We start from the raw sequence: 16,108 nt of genomic DNA on the forward strand, positions 1-16,108 counted from the left end.
GCCGTCATGGGGTCGCTCGGTTTGAAGAATATCCACATGTCCTTTGGCAACAATGAGGTACTGAAGGATATCAATCTCGAGGTTGATGATGGAGAGTTCGTCATATTCGTCGGGCCTTCGGGATGCGGCAAATCCACATTGCTGCGGATCATTGCCGGGCTTGAAACACCGGTGCAGGGCGATGTGGAAATTTCGGGACAGCTGGTCAACAACCTGCCGGCATCCAAGCGCAAGATCGCGATGGTCTTCCAGACCTATGCGCTGTACCCGCATCTGACAGTCGAAAAAAACATGAGCCTTGGCCTGCGCCAGGCGGGGGCATCCAGCAGCTATATTGACCGGCAGGTCAGCCTTGCTGTCGAGATGCTGGAGCTTGAACCCTATCTGAATCGAAAGCCCGCCGAACTGTCCGGCGGCCAGCGTCAGCGCGTTGCCATCGGGCGCGCGATTGTACGCAACCCCGATCTGTTCCTGTTTGACGAGCCGCTGTCCAATCTCGATGCGGCGTTGCGGGTGAACATGCGGATCGAGATCGCCCGGCTGCATCGCGAGCTGAAGTCAACGGTCGTCTATGTAACCCACGACCAGATCGAGGCCATGACCCTTGCCCAGAAGATTGTCGTGCTTCGCGATGGGCGAATAGAACAGGTCGGGTCACCCATGCAGCTCTACAAGGATCCCGACAACATGTTTGTTGCCGGCTTTTTGGGATCGCCCGCGATGAATTTCATCGAGGCCGGGCATCTTGGCGTTGGCGGCAAGGCGGTGACGGTCGGCATGCGCCCGGAACAGGTGACGATATCGCGCCGTGGCAAGGTGGCAGGCACCGTCAGCCACCTCGAACATCTGGGGGCCGAAACGAATATTTTCGTCAACACCGAAGGCGGGATGATCACGGTACGCCAGTTCGGCGAGGTCAATCATGATATCGGGGCGAAGGTCAGCCTCGCCTTCAGGGACGAGGACATGCTGTATTTCGACGGGAATGGCCTCAGGCTGCGCTAGCCGCCTGTCAGGGCAACCAGTCTTCAGCCTCCACCCTTCAGAATTCATGACAGGTCTGTCGACATTTTCTCGGTGACCTGCCGTGCCACGGTTTCCACCCTTTGCCGCAACCATCTATGCGCGGGATCGTTATGGCTTCGTTCATGCCAAACCATATAGATGGCAACAGGGTCACTCGCAAAGGGGAGAGGCGCCAGATCCAACGCCTGAAGGGTTCTCAATCGCATCAAATCCATCTGTGTGGCGATCAATCTTGTGCCTTTGACAAAGGGCGGGATGGCATTGAAATTGGAAACGGTGACAACAGGACGACTGATCCGCGATTTATCCAGTTCATTGCTTGACCAGATGGCCCAGGACGTTCGCCCCTCCATAAAGCGCACGCTCAGATGCTGTGCGGTGTAATATTCGTCAAGGCTCTGCGGAGGCGGACCCATTTCAGCATCAAAGAAACACATCATTTTGCCCCTCAGAATGATCTTCTGAAAGATATCCGACGCCTCTGGCGGCAAGGGTGTCAGCGCCAGATGGCACCTTGAATCCCGAATCCAGGGCACACTTGGCTGGCCGGAGGGGATGAACTGAAGTTCAAGCGCAATGTCTTCGGCCATTGCATCCCTGAGAAGTTGGGGAAAGATCAGGTCGCGCTGCATGTCATTTGCGGCAATGACAAATTTCATTTCCTCCTGCCGCGGGTCGAAGGCGCGCTGCGCCGTCATACGCTGCAGGCTGTCCAGCGCATCAATGGCAACCGTCTTCAACGAAAGTGCCGTTTCTGTAGGTGTTAGACGTTGGCCTGTCCTGATGAAAAGGGGGTCTCCAAGAATGTGTCGAAGCCGGCGCAGAATGTGACTGACCGCAGGCTGTGTCAGATCAAGCTTTTCCGCTGCCTTGGAAACAGAAGACAGTTCAAGGACGGTCAGGAACGTGCGCAGTGTATGACCATCCAAATCCATGAAATTTCCGCTCTTCATCCGCTCTTCCCGGAATTTGTGTTTGATGACATGCAGGCATTATATTAAATTTTTTAATATAATAAATAAAATCACATGAATTGCTTGAATTGCACTTCTTGCCTAGCCTTTTGTCAGTGGCTTCATGCCAATGTCAGAAGACGCCAGAATGAACGCGCCGAATGGCGTGAAGCAGGGAGAGAAGAATGGCAGGAGAATTTGTGATCGCGCCTCACATGAGGCTTCACGAGTGGGTGGCTGTTGAAAAGGGATATTTTGACGATGAGGGGTTGGTCTATGTGCTTGAAGACCAACTGCAATCCGCAACCAATCACATTCACGATCTCGGCGACAGGGTTGGTGCCTACCAGACGTTTGAAAAGGGACGGACCAGCGATGTCAGCTGCGCCTGTCACTGGACGGTGAATGTGGCGGCAGCCTCTGGTCATGGAAAGCTTTACGGCAGGCTCTATTCGGTTTCGCCCTGCGGTATCTTTGTGCCCGCCGACTCCGACATCAGGACACCCGAAGATCTGGCAAATGTGCCGATCTCGGTTGGCTATCAATCGGGGAGCCATTATTCGACGATCCAGGCTCTGGAGCCGTTCCTGAAGCCCGAGGACATCAACCTGTCCTTTTCCGATGGCCTGCTCTTCCGCCGGATGGAGCATATGATTGACGGCAACATTCCCGCGGTCAGCCTGTTCAGCGGTCCCTATTACTTCATGCAGCAGCTTGGCTTCAGAAAGGTCGTCGATACGACGTTCATGATGGCGGCCATGGTAGCCGAAGACTCCCGGATGGAAGATGTGGAGAAATATTTCGCCGCACTGAAACGGGCCCAGTCCGATATCGATCTTCGGCCGGAACTCTACACCCATTACTATCGGGAAGAATTTCCCGAAAGGTTCAGGGACCAGATCGACACCCGGCTTTTTGGCCCAGGTGAACGGCTTGTCTTTGAGGAATATTCGAAGGAGGTTTTTGAAGAATCGCAAAGATGGATCGACGAGCGCGGGATCTTTGAAAATGGCCTTGGTGACCGTTCATTCGATGAGGCCGTCATCCTCTAGATCGGGAATGGCCAGCCGGGCGACGCACTGAACCTTTCCAAGGCAGGGCCATGGAAACAGCCCGCGCCGGACGCAATTGCATACATTGTGATCGGACATGGAGGGCAACCTTATATGTCTGGGCACCGTCTTTCTGCGCGTCAAACCGGGGTCACGCCTGTATGGGTGCGATATTGACGCAATACAGATATTGAAAAATTGTATACAGTTGCTACGGTCAGATGTGAGTGCCGCAGGTGAAGCGAGTATTCCGCCCGCAACTGTATAAAGACGAATCGATCGGTGGATAAGTTTAAGGAAAGACCCGAAAGTCAGGCGGCGCGCGCGCTGAACAGCGCGCGATCACTGATTCTGACGGGTGTCTTTTCCCCGGGTGAGAAATTGCCGGAACCGGTTCTGGCGGACCGTCTGGCGGTTTCACGCACACCTCTTCGTGAAGCGCTGGCAGCCCTGGAGAGAGAGGGCTTGGTCGAGAGGCTGAAATCCGGTCGGTGTCGGGTCAGCAGCTACACAATCCAAGACATTGATGACGCGATAGAATTTCGCGGGACCACTGAAGGCTTGGCCGCCAGGCTGGCGGCGGAGCGTGGTATCTCGAATGAAATTCGCAAAGAATGCAGCGAGGTGCTTGCGTCTCTGGATGCGGTCGTTGAAACCGCTTCCGACCTGGACTTCGAGCGCTATGTCGAATTGAATGCAGCCTTCCATTCATGGATTTCACGCGCCGCTTCCAGCATGACCCTGGAGCGCGAGCTGGAACGTATCAGCAAACTGCCATTGGCATCCCCAAGTGCCTTTCTTGAAGGGCAGGATAATGAACCGGCCTTTCGGAAATCGCTGACATTCGCACAACGCCAGCATCGCGCGATATTCAACGCCATTGTGGCCCGTGAGGGCGGGCGGGCTGAATTCCTGTGCCGCGAACATGCGCGTCTGGCACGTGAAAATCTATCCCTGGTGATGGCGGACGAGACCCTTTCGCGAGAGAAAATCCCCGGAATTTCTCTGGTAACGAACAATTAGAATTACACTTCTAGGAGAAGAAAAGATGTCGAGCCTGACGAACGCGATAAGCCAATTCAAGACGCCGGTTGAAATGCTGCGCAACTCAAAGATAGGCATGTATGTCTATCCGGTAGTGGCACCCGAATTCAGCAACTGGCGGGACGAGCAGCGCGCCTGGCGTGACAGTGCGGTCCTCTTCGATCAAACCCACCACATGGATGAACTGACGGTCGAGGGCCCCCAGGCTGAAGCGTTTCTCGCCCATACCGGGATCAATGATTTCTCGAACTTTGGTCTGAACAGGGCAAAGCATTTCGTGCCGGTCACCCCGGCCGGTCACGTCATCGGCGACATGATCATCTTCAGGGAACGCGAAGATAAATTCATTCTGGTGGGACGCTCACCGACCGCCAACTGGCTGCGCTTTCAGGCGGCATATGGAAACTGGAATGTCCGTCTGTCCTATGACCCGCGTTCTGACAGCAGGCCGGATGGCGAACGGGTGATGAGGGGGCATTACCGCTTCCAGATTCAGGGACCGGACGCGCCGCAGATTTTCGAGAAGATGAATGGCGGCCCAATTCCCGACATCAAATTTTTCCACGTGGACTGGATCAATATCGGGTCAAAGAAGGTGCAGGCACTGCGTCATGGAATGGCCGGCGCGCCAGGTCTGGAAATCTGGGGCCCCTATGCGGACAAGCATTATATCAGGTCGGCAATCATGGACGCCGCGAAAGCGGTTGGAGCCAATCTGGTTCCTGTTGGAAGTCGTGCCTATTCGACAAACACGCTGGAGTCGGGATGGATACCGTCTCCACTGCCGGGAATCTATACCGGCGACGGCATGATGGCGGAATACCGCAACTGGCTTGGCGCTGACAGCTATGAAGCTGTCGGCTCGATCGGGGGCAGCTTCGTTTCCGAGAATATCGAGGACTATTATGTCAACCCGTTTGAGCTTGGCTACGGTTTCTATATCGGCTGGAAAAAGGACGATTTCATCGGCAAGGCGGCATTGGAACGCATGAAGGATGCGCCAAACCGCAAACGTGTGACCCTGGAATGGAACCGCGATGATGTCCTGAAGGTGATCGCCAGCGGACTGGAACAGGGGACACCCTACAAATGGATAGATTTCCCGCAACCGAACTACGCCTCATCCTCGGCTGACATGGTGCTGAAGGATGGCAACATGGTTGGGATGAACATGTTCAACGGATACAGCTTCAACGAGAGGTGCTTCCTGTCGCTGGCGGTCGTTGATGAAAGCATCAATATTGGCGATGTCCTGAGCCTGGTATGGGGGGAACCGGATGACAGCGGCAAGACGTCGACCGAGACCCACAGGCAGACAGAGATCCGTGTGCGGGTGTCACCGACGCCATATGCTGCTGAAGCCAGAGAAAACTATGCGGAAAGCTGGCGGACGAAATCTGAATAGACAGGTTTGGTGGGACCTGGGCAGGCTTAGCCTCTAAACTCCACCAAACATAAAAAAACAGGAGGAAATTCGAATGAAGAAACTCAAGTCAATCGGTCTATTCTGTGCCGGGCTGTTGATCGCTGCCAGTGCTTCGGCGAACGAGCTGAAGCTGGCGCATTTCTCATCAACGAAATATCACCTGCACAATGAAATGTTCCTGCCACTTGCGGAAAAGATCGCTGCGGCGACAGGTGGTGAAACAACAATTCGTGTGTACCCGGCCGGTGAGTTGGGTGCAGGTCCGGTGAAACAATATGACCGTGCGCTCGATGGCGTGGCGGATATTGTTTATGCGTTGCCTGGCTATACAGCCTCGCAGTTCAAGAAGACATTGCTTGTCGAACTGCCTGGTGTGGTGCCGGGCAACAAGGACATCACCAAGAAGATGTGGAACAACATCGATGTGATCGGTGATGAATTCCGCAGGACAAAGCTTCTTGGACTCTGGTCCGCAGAGCCGGCCAAACTTCTGATGGCCGACAAGAAAATCGAAAAGATGTCCGATCTTGCCGGGCTCAAGATCAGGGTTCCGTCGAAGAACACCGGCCGTGTGATTGAAGCCTGGGGTGCAACTGCCGTGTCCATGCCAATCACCCAGGTCTACCAGTCGCTGGAGACGGGTGTTGTCGACGGTGTGCTTGTGGACACCTCCGTTCTGACAAGCTTCAAGCTTGGCGAGGTCGTGAAATATGTCACCACCGGCATGGATGGGTCGAACTCTCTGTTCATGCTCGTGATGAACCGCGACAGCTGGGAAGGGCTTGATGCCGATACCCAGGCCAAACTGGCGGCGATGACCGGTGCCGAGATGTCACAGGGTGGTCACATCACGATGTCGACCTCCGGCGTGAAGGCGCTGGAAAAGTGGGAAGCCGAAGGTGGCGAGGTGATCAACCTTTCACCGGAGCGGGCAGCCGAGTTTGATGCCGCCTCCTCGCAGCTTGCCGCTGCCCTGATTGCAGAGCTTGAAGCAGACGGCATCAAGGCTCAGCAATGGGCTGACGCACTCAAGAACTGATCTTGAGAGATCTCTTGACAAAACAGGGCGCCCGGGACGTCACCGGGCGCCTTCTCAAAGCACTCGCCGCTGTCAGCGGCGCGGTGCTGTTTGTGATCATGTGCCTGGTCAGCTATGCGGTATTTTGCCGTTATGTGCTGAACGACCCCGTGCTTGGTGACGCGGAACTCGTTCAGATCGGCATGTCTCTGGTGGTGATGATGGCGATGCCTTATGCCACCGCAACCGGCGCGCACATACGTGTGGACATCTTTGACCGTCGGATTGGTGCCTGGGGGCGCTTCCTTGGTGATATGATGGCGCGTTCGGTGGGGGCATATATTCTGTTTCTGTTGATTGAAAAGACCTTGGACAAGGCGCTTGATGCGCATGAATATGGCGACGTCACCAATATGATCGAAATTCCGGTATGGATCGCCTATGGCGCCATCACCATCGGGATGGGCGGCTACGCTATCGTCCTTGTCACTCAGCTGGTTTTTCAGCTGGTTTCGGGGGTCAGAGATTATGAGTGAAACTCTCATTGGTTTTCTTGGAATTCTGGCACTGTTCTTCCTGTTGGTCGCGCGAATGCCTGTTGGCATGGCGCTGCTGGCTGTCGGATTTGGCGGTATCTGGGTGATTGATGGCCAGCGCGTTGCGGTGGCAACCCTGTCATCTGAAACCTATTCGTCAATTACCGCCTACAGCCTGTCGATCATTCCGCTTTTTGTCCTGATGGGAAACATGGCGGGGGCCGCCGGATATTCCCAGAAGCTCTATGAGGCTGCCTATGCCTGGATCGGCCGGTTGCGAGGCGGTCTTGCCTCGGCGACCGTGGTCGGCTGCGCCGCCTTTGCGGCGGTGTCCGGCTCGTCGGTTGCCACCGCGGTGACCATCGGCAAGGTGGCACTGCCCCAAATGAAACGGTTCGGATATGGCGACGGGCTGGCGACAGGGTCGGTGGCGGCAGGCGGCACGCTGGGCATCCTGATTCCCCCGTCAACCGGGTTTGTCCTGTATGCCATCCTGACCGAGGAAAGCATTGGCCGCCTGTTCATTGCCGGTATCCTGCCAGGCATTCTGCTGTCACTGCTGTTCGTTGCGACCATCGCCATTGTCACCTCGATGAAACCGGCCGAAGGGCCGGTCGGACCGTCGACCACACTGCGTGACAAACTTGTCTCGACCTTGCATTCGCTGCCCCTGATCGGGGTGATTTTGACTTCGATTGGCGGCATCTATCTTGGCGTGTTCACCCCGGTGGAGGCGGCGGGCGTGGGGGCCTCCTTGGTCACAGTGCTGGCGCTTGGCACGCGGGCGGTCAGTTTTGGGCAGGTGCCGGGCATTCTGCTGCAAACCGTAACCATGACAGCCATGCTCTATCTGATCATCATCGGCGCGCACGTATTTGGTCCGTTCCTTGCTTTGACCCATATCCCCGAAACGCTGGCGCTGGAGTTGAAGGCGCTTGGTCTTGGACCTTACGGCACGCTTTTCCTGATCCTGCTTGGCTACATAATTCTGGGCATGTTCTTTGATGGGCTGGCGATGCTGGTGGTTACGCTTCCGGTCGTGTTTCCAATCATATCGGGGCTTGGATTTGATCCCATATGGTTCGGCGTTATCTGTGTGATCGTCATCGAAATGGGACTGATCACCCCCCCTGTCGGTGTCAATGTGTTTGTCGTCAAGGGCGTTGCGCAAGGCGTGCCGATGGCGACCATCTTCAGAGGGGTGTTGCCATTCTGGTTCGCAATGGCCGTCTGTCTTGGTCTTCTTGTTGCATTTCCGGACATCGCTCTGTACCTGCCGAGCAGGATGTAAGCGACATTTTGATGGCTGGCCGGGATGAGTGGACCGGGATGGGTGGGCCGGGCCTTGTTGGAAGCTGCGTCATTTACCACAGTTGACGTGCAGCTTTTCCAGCCCCTAGCGTGGTCCCATGTATGGACGTTGGTTTGCAAATATTCTCATCGGACTACTGGCGCTGTGGGGACTCTACACCATAGTCGCCACGTTTCTTGGCATCACCATTTACTTTCCGTTCAGGGTCTCTGAGAGCCAAGAGATTCCCTACCATCGTTGGCAAAGTGTCCGCCTCGCAATGATAGCGACCTTCGTATTCTATGGGTTCATGCATCTGATTTTTGGCAGCCGAGAGGTTTATCCCGTCCATTTTCTGAAGACATACCTTTTCATGCTGTCCATCGTTGGTACCTTTGTGTTCCTTAAAGCTGAAGTGCCGCCGCATGAATATCTGCTTGCCGGACTATTCTTCTGGATCGCTATCACGCTACATCTGGCATCAGGGCAACGTATGCGACGCTATTCCTCAAGGAAATAGTGGCCAAACGATGAAACTGATCGATCTGGAGTGCAATCTGGTCCTTGGGTAAACGCTGATTGGTGTCACCCACACCCTCATCAAGAAAAGCGTTACACCGGTGAAGTGGCTGGTTGAACTGTCCTATCCGGTCTATCTGGTTCACCTGCTGCCAGCGATGGTAATCAGCGCAATCCTGATCGGCCAAGGGGCAGGCCAGACAATGGTCGTGTTGGGCACGGTATGCGCAACCTTCATCATCAGTGTGATTGTCTATTACCTGCTGATCAAATTTACCCCGTTGAACTGGATCATCAGCGGCTACCGGAAATCATGGCTCAGGTTGCCTGGATCGAGATAGACGAATTGCCGGGCAACCAAACTTTGTCACGCTTCAACATCTGCAAGCCTCCGGTCAGTGGTCGAAGATTTCCGCTTTTGAATGGTCACGCCGCCTATTCCTGCTAGGATCTTTCGCGTTATTCGTTTGATAGATAAGGAACCCTCATGTCACAGGGCACAGAATTCTGCGCAATTCTCTCGATCCGTTACCTCAACCCCCTACTCATGGGATCAGCCCATGACTGGGTCAACGACAACATGCCGCCAATGCCCGAGGGCGTCATCCGGATGCGGAACTTCCATATCGCACCGGATCGCGGCATGACAATCATCTGGTTCGACAATCAAGAACATCTGGAGTTCGCATTTCCGCACCTGAAGGCATTCCAGCAGCAGATCGCTGAACGGTTCGAGGGCCGTGTCGAGGCGCAGAAAGGCATCACCAGCCCCGAGCTTGATTTCGGCGACTAATGATCGACGCTTAAAGGCGATACAAACATAACGCACACAGGAGGCGAATGATGTCCGGTGAGATAATCAGCTTTACGACCGTCGAATACCCCGATGAAGCTTCCATGCTACAGGCCCGAGAGGCGTTCCAGCAGGAAATGAGCAAACTTGCGGACAAATTGCGGCCCTTGGGCATGACCAGGTTCCATTCCAGCCGCCTGTTCCTGCCGGAGGGCAGGTTCATTATTGGTAACTGGCTGGAGTATCGCGATATGGAAGCCTACGAGGCTTGCGATAAGGTTTGGCAAGAAACCACTGCGGATTTTTCAGAGAAATACGGACACCTGTTCGAAGGTGTTACCGTAACGCCTCATCGCGGTGAAGTGATGGACGATTATTCCTAAACATGGAGTGCAGAGTTCCATGGAAAACAAATTCTTCTAAAGGATGAGCGATTAGATGACAAACACCTCAATGATAAACTATTCCACACGTGACTTCGCTACAAAGGAACAGTTGGAACTTTACCTTCTGCGCCAAGAGAAAGCCTTTTCACCAGAGGTAATTAAACTTTTCACAGACGCAGGTATGCTCCGTCGGGTTGTTACGCAGATTTGGAACACAGAGCAATCATATCGGGTTGGTATAATCTTTGAGTACCGTGACCAAGACGCCTACGTTTCCTGTCAGGCTCTTCTAAAAGAGCATTATCTTCCTGCTGTCGAGGGTTTGACAACCAAAGTGGTTGGGTCTCGCGGAGTTGTCGTCCACGAATTTGTATCAGACGAATACCAAGACTGAACGGTGAGGCTCCTCCGGCACATCTACAAACGTCCTATTCAACCTGCTTTTTTGAAACCGCTGCCCGTCGAACCCAAAGGGTGGTGTTTGTCGTTCATGGGATCCAACCAGGGTGGACGTCGGTCAGTCACCTGTTTGTAACACCCTGTATAACAAATGTGCCTGTTGACTTGAGACCGGCCAAACCTAAGCTACTGATATTGCTCAAGGGTGACTTGAGTTGACGAAAGTATCGTGGGGAAAGGTGGTGCCCGGGGGCGGCACTGAACAGATGTTTCAGTGTGTTGCGTGAGGTTTCATTGGTTTATTTTATTTACTATTAAACAATGTGTTGATGAGGTTTTGTGTCTCAGAACGTTTCACTGGATGTCACAAGATCTCAGATTAAAAGGTGGATAATTAGGTGGATAGAATTGGCGCCCCGTGATCGCCTCTCTGCGGCATTCATTAAATCTGCAAAACCAGGCAAGCATTGTGATGGTGCTGGCTTGTGGTTCCATAAACGCGCCGATGGCGGTGCACAATGGTTCCTGCGTTTTGACCGATATGGTAAGCGCTGTGAGATGGGGCTCGGCGGGTTCCCCCGTGTAAGCTTGAAGCAGGCTCGTGGGCTGGCAGCGACGGCAAGATCACAGCTTGCTGCTGGCATTGATCCCATTAAGGAGCGCCGAAGACTGAAGCGCGAAGCCCTGCAGTCAGCCAACACGTTTGAGCATCTGGCTCATGAAGCCTTCGAGGCCCAGAAATCGGAGTTGAAGGGTGATGGCAAGAATGGTCGCTGGTTTACGCCGCTGGCACTGCATGTCCTGCCTAAACTCGGATCAGTGCCTGTAGAAGAGATAACGCCGCGAGATCTCCGTGATTGCATTGGTCCGCTATGGCATGAGAAAGCGGATACAGCGCGCAAGGCTCTTAACAGAACAAACCTCGTCATAAGGCATGCCGCAGCTCTGGGCCTGGATGTGGACATCGGCCTTGCCGAGAAGACAAAGCTGCTCTTGGGTAAGACAAGACATGTGGTAAAGCACATTCCATCAATGCCATGGCAAGAGGCGCCAGCCTTCTATCAATCACTATGCGACAGGTCCTTGCCGCAGCTGGCTCTGCGATTGCTCATGTTGACCGGTCTTCGCAGTCATCCGGTGAGGTATGCCCATCTCGATGAGATCGATGGGGACATCTGGACAGTCCCCGGAGAGAAAATGAAGGGCCGCAAAGGCAAAACCTCGGACTTCCGGGTACCCCTTACACCCGAAGCCCTTCACGTCATCGAACTTGCCAGTCAGCAGCAGCGAGATGGTCACATATTCCCTGGTGTAAAACGCGGGGTCATATCCGATGCCTCAATGGCGCGGCTCATGGAACGGAGAGGGCTTGAGGCAAGACCGCATGGCTTTCGTTCAACGCTGCGTGTGTGGCTGACAGAAAGCCAGCAGGCAAGCCGCGAAGTGGCTGAGACAATCATCGCACATCAAACTGGATCGCTTACAGAACGCGCCTACAACCGCACAGACTTCCTCGAGCAAAGAAGAGAACTGATGGAGGTTTGGGAGAGACACCTTAAATCAGCAGAATAGGAGCCGGTCAGTGGTTGGGCCACCGAAGGAGTGGGCCAAGATATATGGAAGTGGCTACGGTCTCGAGGTTAAAGCCAGATGGATGAGAGCAATTGTCAGCAACCACTAGCCGTTCCTAATCCGGCAAACCCTTCACTGGAATGTGATGTTTTTTCAACACAAAAACCATAGCAAGTGCACCGGCCAGGCTGCCGATAAATTCAGCGATGTAGGGAATATCCAGCCCTAACTGTCTCAGTATTGTGTTTGCAGCTATGGCGGCAATTCCGCCGATTATCATGGCCGCTAGGATGATCGGCACCCATGCAAGAACGAGATGGCGTGTGCCTTTAAGCTCCAAACCACCCTCGTGCCAAAATGTAAGAGATGGAAGCAAAGACAATCAGAAGAAACACAATGCCGAAACGATTTGGCTTTTTTGATCTGTTTGGCCTGCCAGTTGACAGCGCATTCGTAGCAAGGGTGTTGCGAAATAGATCCTTGTCCATGTCTCTCTGCCTTTTGATAACCCAGGCTAGTGGCGAACTGGGGCAACCGGGAGGTTACATTAGAATTTTCTACAGATGAAGACCGCGTCAGCCTCGATTATGAGTTCTTTTATACAGCTCCGCAACGATCCCACTGGCTGTCTTCTCGAACATTGCCGGTATCGCAGCATGTATTGTGGCCGCCCCCGCTGCCAGAAAAAGTTTCGCTGCAAAGGTCAGGGCAAAATGACCATGCTCAAAATATGTTTCATTCACCTGTTTCGGATGATCCAGAAATATCTTGGTAAGCACTGGCACTGTCTCCTTTCTTTGCATTGAGGATATTTTACTTAATTACAACGATAATTTGATTAATTTTTTCTAAATATGAAAGTAAATCAACAAATTTATTTTTCATATTCTTGTGGATCGGACCATGTAGGCCCAAGGACAAGAAGCCAGCATCCAACATCATGTATAAGCCACAAAACGTGCATGACTGATCGGCGGATGTTTGGTGTGATGTTTGGCACATGGATCCTAAACAATGGAATTGAATCGCAATGGCACATCTTGATCGACAGCGCGCTTCCCAGTTGATGTCTCAGGCCGGCATTGATGGTCTGATCCTGCTTTCACCGGAAAGCTTTATATATGCGACTGGCGCTTCGTCCGGGGTGGCGACGATGTGGCGTCGGACAGGTGCTGTCGCTGTTTTGGTGCCTGCCGCCCCCAATATTCCCGAAACCGCCATTGTCAGCGATTTGTTTGCCCGGAATTTCAAAAAGGCCAGCCACATCAAAGACGTTCGGGAAAGCCCAATTTGGGTGGAAACCACCGACCTTCATGAATTCGATCCCAGTTGGGATCCCGAAGATATCATAGCATCTGCGTGGCAGGAGGCCGGTCGCGCCCACGAATTTGCCCGACCGACCACATTTGACCCGTCAGTTTGCTATCAACATTTGGCAGATGCTCTGGCCGAGGGCGGCCTTGACGGTGCAAAGATCGGGTTCGAAGCATCCGCGGTGTCGGTAAGTGATTTTCCCGTCATGAAACACACGCTTGGCGATGTGGAACTGATCGACGCAAGTGAAGTGCTGGCAAAACTCAAGATGGTCAAATCGGCTGGCGAGATTGAAAATTTGCGAAAGGCTGTGGAAATAGCCGAAAGCGGAATTCGGGCAGTGCAGGGGGCGATTGCTCCCGCAGTAACCCGGCAACAATTGGCAGGCACATGGAATGCAGCTATTGCCCGACATCCAGATCATGCCGCTTTGTCGGGCGCATGGGAGTATATTTCTGTAGGTCCAGACCCATGGAGCGGGAATGCATCGGCACAGGCAGGGGACCTGATCAAGGTTGATGTCGGGTGCCTGGTGAACGGATACACGTCTGACACCGGAAGAACCTATGTGCTCGGCCCTCCCGAAGATTTGCACGCCCGCATACATGATGCATTGATGAAAGGGTTCATCGCCGGATCAGCGTTGTTGGCTCCAGGCATAGCCTTGGCGGAGGTGCATGTTGTGACTCAGGAGGCCATCAGGGCGGCAGGGTTTTCTGATTACACGCGAGGGCATTTCGGGCATGGCCTTGGTGCTGGTCTTGGCAGCGAGGAATGGCCTTTCATCTCTGCCGATGCTACCACGATCCTTGAGCCGGGGATGGTGATGGCCTTTGAGTGCCCTTGGTATATTACAGGGGTGGGAGGCCTTATCATCGAAAACCAGGTTTTGATTACAGAAACCGGTCACGAGATGATGAACAGCCTGCCTCTCGACCTCATCGAAATCTAGGCGATATCGTCACATAAGGGCCTGTGGCAGAAACAGAGCGATCTCTGGCGCGGCGGTTAAAATCGCAATACCGCTCAGCAGGATTAACCAGTAAGGCATGGCAGCCACGGCAACCTCGCCCAGTGATGCTCTCTCCTTTGTGACTGAAACAAGGACAGAAAGGTTCAACCCCACCGGGGGGGTTACCTGGCCAATCTCAATCAACACCGTGATGATAACGCCAAGCCAAATGGCGTCATAGCCAAGGCCGACCATCAATGGCACCACAATCGGCAGCGTCATGATCATTAGCGACAACCCGTCGAAGAAACATCCCAACACCAAGTAAATGAGTACCACGAGGGCAAGAACAGTGAAGGCGCCATAATTTGCCGTCTGGACCGCTTCCAAAATTGCCTGTGGAACGCCGAGAAGACTGACCGATTGCGCCAGAATCGTCGCGCCGATGACCACAAAGGCAATTGAGCCATACAGCAGGATCGCGGCGTAAAAACTCTCAAGCAGCTTTTTTAGCGTCAGCGAACCCCATAATTTACCAATGAGTATGGTGGCGATGACACCAATGCCAGCAGCCTCGGTCGGCGTGGCGATCCCAAACGCAATACTTCCCATGATAGCCAGGACAAGAAAGAGGAAAGGCCACAGTGTCAGTATTTTGATCAGGATAACGCTGGCACCTACCCTGAGGCTAGCATCTGGAACGAGTTCAGGCTTTGTCCGGCACCGAAAGTAGATGTACCCCATGAACATCAATGCAAAGAGCAGCCCCGGCAGAAGCCCGGCCAGGAAAAGGCGGCCGATTGAGGTTTCGGTTAAAGCGCCATAAATCAAAAGGGAAAGACTGGGCGGAATCAACAGCCCCAACGTGCCGCCACCAGCAAGTGAGCCAACCACCATTTTACGGTCATAACCGCGTGTCGTCATTTCGGGATACGCCACCGACCCGACCGCGGCTGCCGTAGACAGGCTGGATCCGCTCACCGCGCCAAATAATGTGCATACGGCTATGTTGGTATGCAAAAGTCCACCGGGAACGCGTTGAAAAACAGGCGATAACGCAGCGTAGATCTTTTCACTGATGCCGCTGCGCAACATGATCTCGCCAAGCATGATAAACAGAGGAATGGCGCTTAATGTGAAGGAATTCAGTATGTTCCATACTGCATCAATAGCGACGAAAGTCGCTCCATTCGCCAGAAACTGCAGAATGAGCAATCCGGTCAATCCAAGAGCCGCGCCAAGCGCCACGCCGGATCCTGCCAGAACCACCAGACCCCCGATCAGGACACCCCAGAACGTGCCCATCAGCTTGTCCTATCGTCGACAGAGAGGCCGCGCAAGACAAATGCGAGGCCGCTTAAAAGCATTGATATTGGCAGCAACGCCATCCACGGATACATCAGAAGTCGTCCAACCTCAGTCTTGATCTCCCGGTCGAAGGCAAATTCAAACCAGGGCAGGCACAACGCAAAGAACCACAGACAGAACGCCAGGCCAAACAGGCCGGCCATGATGTTCACCGGTCGCTTTGTACGTTCGGGCAGGTAGGTCAAAAGCATGAGCACACGCACATGCTTGGCACGAAGTGTGATCAGTGGCAGCGCGAGGAAAAAAGCTGCAGTCATCAAGAGGCCAACAAGCTCTTCGGTGAACCGAAAGGGCGTGTAGGCAAGATACCGCATTGTGACGCTTGCGCCGATCAATCCTACAATCATCACGCCAGCGATCGCTGCCAACACACCCATGGCCACGAAAAGTGACTCAAGCCACTTTTCGTAGATTTTCACGCTTGGAACCTGTCGAGCAGCGTTGTTTTTATTCGCCAAG

General features: G+C 53.8%; 18 protein-coding genes. 13 read left to right on the plus strand and 5 right to left on the minus strand.

Annotation, left to right across the window (positions count from 1 at the left end):
• The first annotated feature begins 6 nt into the window (after window positions 1–6).
• The gene (locus tag AB3X55_09695) at window positions 7–1,005 is read left to right on the plus strand and encodes an ABC transporter ATP-binding protein (protein ID MEX0503855.1); all 999 of its coding nucleotides are present in this window, start codon (window positions 7–9) and stop codon (window positions 1,003–1,005) included.
• A 44-nt stretch (window positions 1,006–1,049) separates the two neighbouring features.
• Here the strand turns inward: AB3X55_09695 and AB3X55_09700 are convergent, their stop codons facing one another.
• Window positions 1,050–1,979 (minus strand): LysR family transcriptional regulator, encoded by a 930-nt coding sequence (locus tag AB3X55_09700; protein MEX0503856.1) that lies wholly within the window; start codon window positions 1,977–1,979, stop codon window positions 1,050–1,052.
• Between the two features lie 185 nt (window positions 1,980–2,164).
• Between AB3X55_09700 and AB3X55_09705 the strand changes: the two genes are divergently transcribed.
• The 11 genes from AB3X55_09705 (at window position 2,165) to AB3X55_09755 (ending at window position 12,015) form a co-directional block, all read left to right on the plus strand.
• Window positions 2,165–3,031 carry a hypothetical protein gene (locus AB3X55_09705; protein MEX0503857.1) on the plus strand — a complete coding sequence of 289 codons (867 nt, stop codon included), beginning with the start codon at window positions 2,165–2,167 and terminating at the stop codon, window positions 3,029–3,031.
• A gap of 282 nt (window positions 3,032–3,313) precedes the next feature.
• The gene (locus AB3X55_09710) at window positions 3,314–4,054 is read left to right on the plus strand and encodes a GntR family transcriptional regulator (protein MEX0503858.1); all 741 of its coding nucleotides are present in this window, start codon (window positions 3,314–3,316) and stop codon (window positions 4,052–4,054) included.
• Window positions 4,055–4,079: 25 nt separating this feature from the next.
• Entirely contained in the window at window positions 4,080–5,480 is a 1,401-nt protein-coding gene (locus AB3X55_09715) for an aminomethyl transferase family protein (GenBank protein MEX0503859.1), read from the plus strand.
• 73 nt (window positions 5,481–5,553) lie between these two features.
• Window positions 5,554–6,540, plus strand: a complete 987-nt coding sequence (locus AB3X55_09720; protein ID MEX0503860.1) for a TRAP transporter substrate-binding protein — start codon at window positions 5,554–5,556, stop codon at window positions 6,538–6,540.
• 14 nt (window positions 6,541–6,554) lie between these two features.
• Window positions 6,555–7,055, plus strand: coding sequence for a TRAP transporter small permease (locus AB3X55_09725; protein ID MEX0503861.1), 501 nt, complete (start codon window positions 6,555–6,557; stop codon window positions 7,053–7,055).
• Window positions 7,048–8,346, plus strand: a complete 1,299-nt coding sequence (locus AB3X55_09730) for a TRAP transporter large permease (protein ID MEX0503862.1) — start codon at window positions 7,048–7,050, stop codon at window positions 8,344–8,346. The genes AB3X55_09725 and AB3X55_09730 overlap by 8 nt, the downstream gene beginning before the upstream one ends.
• 118 nt (window positions 8,347–8,464) lie before the next feature.
• Entirely contained in the window at window positions 8,465–8,866 is a 402-nt protein-coding gene (locus AB3X55_09735; protein ID MEX0503863.1) for a hypothetical protein, read from the plus strand.
• A gap of 100 nt (window positions 8,867–8,966) precedes the next feature.
• Window positions 8,967–9,206 carry a hypothetical protein gene (locus tag AB3X55_09740; protein ID MEX0503864.1) on the plus strand — a complete coding sequence of 80 codons (240 nt, stop codon included), beginning with the start codon at window positions 8,967–8,969 and terminating at the stop codon, window positions 9,204–9,206.
• 146 nt (window positions 9,207–9,352) lie between these two features.
• A complete protein-coding gene (locus AB3X55_09745) occupies window positions 9,353–9,658 on the plus strand; it encodes a hypothetical protein (protein ID MEX0503865.1) in 306 nt (101 codons plus the stop codon).
• 47 nt (window positions 9,659–9,705) lie between these two features.
• Complete coding sequence (locus AB3X55_09750) at window positions 9,706–10,041, plus strand: hypothetical protein (protein MEX0503866.1); 336 nt, start codon at window positions 9,706–9,708, stop codon at window positions 10,039–10,041.
• Window positions 10,042–10,851: 810 nt separating this feature from the next.
• Window positions 10,852–12,015, plus strand: a complete 1,164-nt coding sequence (locus tag AB3X55_09755; protein ID MEX0503867.1) for a tyrosine-type recombinase/integrase — start codon at window positions 10,852–10,854, stop codon at window positions 12,013–12,015.
• 115 nt (window positions 12,016–12,130) lie between these two features.
• Here the strand turns inward: AB3X55_09755 and AB3X55_09760 are convergent, their stop codons facing one another.
• Entirely contained in the window at window positions 12,131–12,355 is a 225-nt protein-coding gene (locus tag AB3X55_09760) for a hypothetical protein (GenBank protein MEX0503868.1), read from the minus strand.
• Between the two features lie 235 nt (window positions 12,356–12,590).
• Window positions 12,591–12,818, minus strand: coding sequence for a DUF6356 family protein (locus tag AB3X55_09765; GenBank protein ID MEX0503869.1), 228 nt, complete (start codon window positions 12,816–12,818; stop codon window positions 12,591–12,593).
• 227 nt (window positions 12,819–13,045) lie between these two features.
• Here AB3X55_09765 and AB3X55_09770 point away from each other — a divergent pair, with 227 nt between their 5' ends.
• Entirely contained in the window at window positions 13,046–14,281 is a 1,236-nt protein-coding gene (locus AB3X55_09770) for a M24 family metallopeptidase (protein MEX0503870.1), read from the plus strand.
• A 9-nt stretch (window positions 14,282–14,290) separates the two neighbouring features.
• On the opposite strand, the gene AB3X55_09775 is transcribed toward AB3X55_09770, so the two are convergent.
• Both AB3X55_09775 and AB3X55_09780 read right to left on the minus strand, forming a co-directional pair.
• Entirely contained in the window at window positions 14,291–15,586 is a 1,296-nt protein-coding gene (locus AB3X55_09775; protein ID MEX0503871.1) for a TRAP transporter large permease, read from the minus strand.
• On the minus strand, window positions 15,586–16,107 hold the full coding sequence (locus AB3X55_09780; protein MEX0503872.1) for a TRAP transporter small permease: 522 nt from the start codon (window positions 16,105–16,107) through the stop codon (window positions 15,586–15,588). The genes AB3X55_09775 and AB3X55_09780 overlap by 1 nt, the downstream gene beginning before the upstream one ends.
• Between the last annotated feature and the right edge of the window lies 1 nt (window position 16,108).

The organism is Alphaproteobacteria bacterium LSUCC0719 (assembly GCA_040839025.1).
Lineage (GTDB): Bacteria > Pseudomonadota > Alphaproteobacteria > Puniceispirillales > Puniceispirillaceae > UBA8309.

Bases quoted from the DNA above. Each gene is read 5' to 3' on its own strand.
- AB3X55_09695 (MEX0503855.1), top strand. From the start codon at position 7: ATGGGGTCGCTCGGTTTGAAGAATATCCACATGTCCTTTGGCAACAAT.
- AB3X55_09700 (MEX0503856.1), bottom strand. From the start codon at position 1,979: ATGAAGAGCGGAAATTTCATGGATTTGGATGGTCATACACTGCGCACG.
- AB3X55_09705 (MEX0503857.1), top strand. From the start codon at position 2,165: ATGGCAGGAGAATTTGTGATCGCGCCTCACATGAGGCTTCACGAGTGG.
- AB3X55_09715 (MEX0503859.1), top strand. From the start codon at position 4,080: ATGTCGAGCCTGACGAACGCGATAAGCCAATTCAAGACGCCGGTTGAA.
- AB3X55_09720 (MEX0503860.1), top strand. From the start codon at position 5,554: ATGAAGAAACTCAAGTCAATCGGTCTATTCTGTGCCGGGCTGTTGATC.
- AB3X55_09730 (MEX0503862.1), top strand. From the start codon at position 7,048: ATGAGTGAAACTCTCATTGGTTTTCTTGGAATTCTGGCACTGTTCTTC.
- AB3X55_09735 (MEX0503863.1), top strand. From the start codon at position 8,465: ATGTATGGACGTTGGTTTGCAAATATTCTCATCGGACTACTGGCGCTG.
- AB3X55_09745 (MEX0503865.1), top strand. From the start codon at position 9,353: ATGTCACAGGGCACAGAATTCTGCGCAATTCTCTCGATCCGTTACCTC.
- AB3X55_09750 (MEX0503866.1), top strand. From the start codon at position 9,706: ATGATGTCCGGTGAGATAATCAGCTTTACGACCGTCGAATACCCCGAT.
- AB3X55_09765 (MEX0503869.1), bottom strand. From the start codon at position 12,818: ATGCAAAGAAAGGAGACAGTGCCAGTGCTTACCAAGATATTTCTGGAT.
- AB3X55_09770 (MEX0503870.1), top strand. From the start codon at position 13,046: ATGGCACATCTTGATCGACAGCGCGCTTCCCAGTTGATGTCTCAGGCC.
- AB3X55_09775 (MEX0503871.1), bottom strand. From the start codon at position 15,586: ATGGGCACGTTCTGGGGTGTCCTGATCGGGGGTCTGGTGGTTCTGGCA.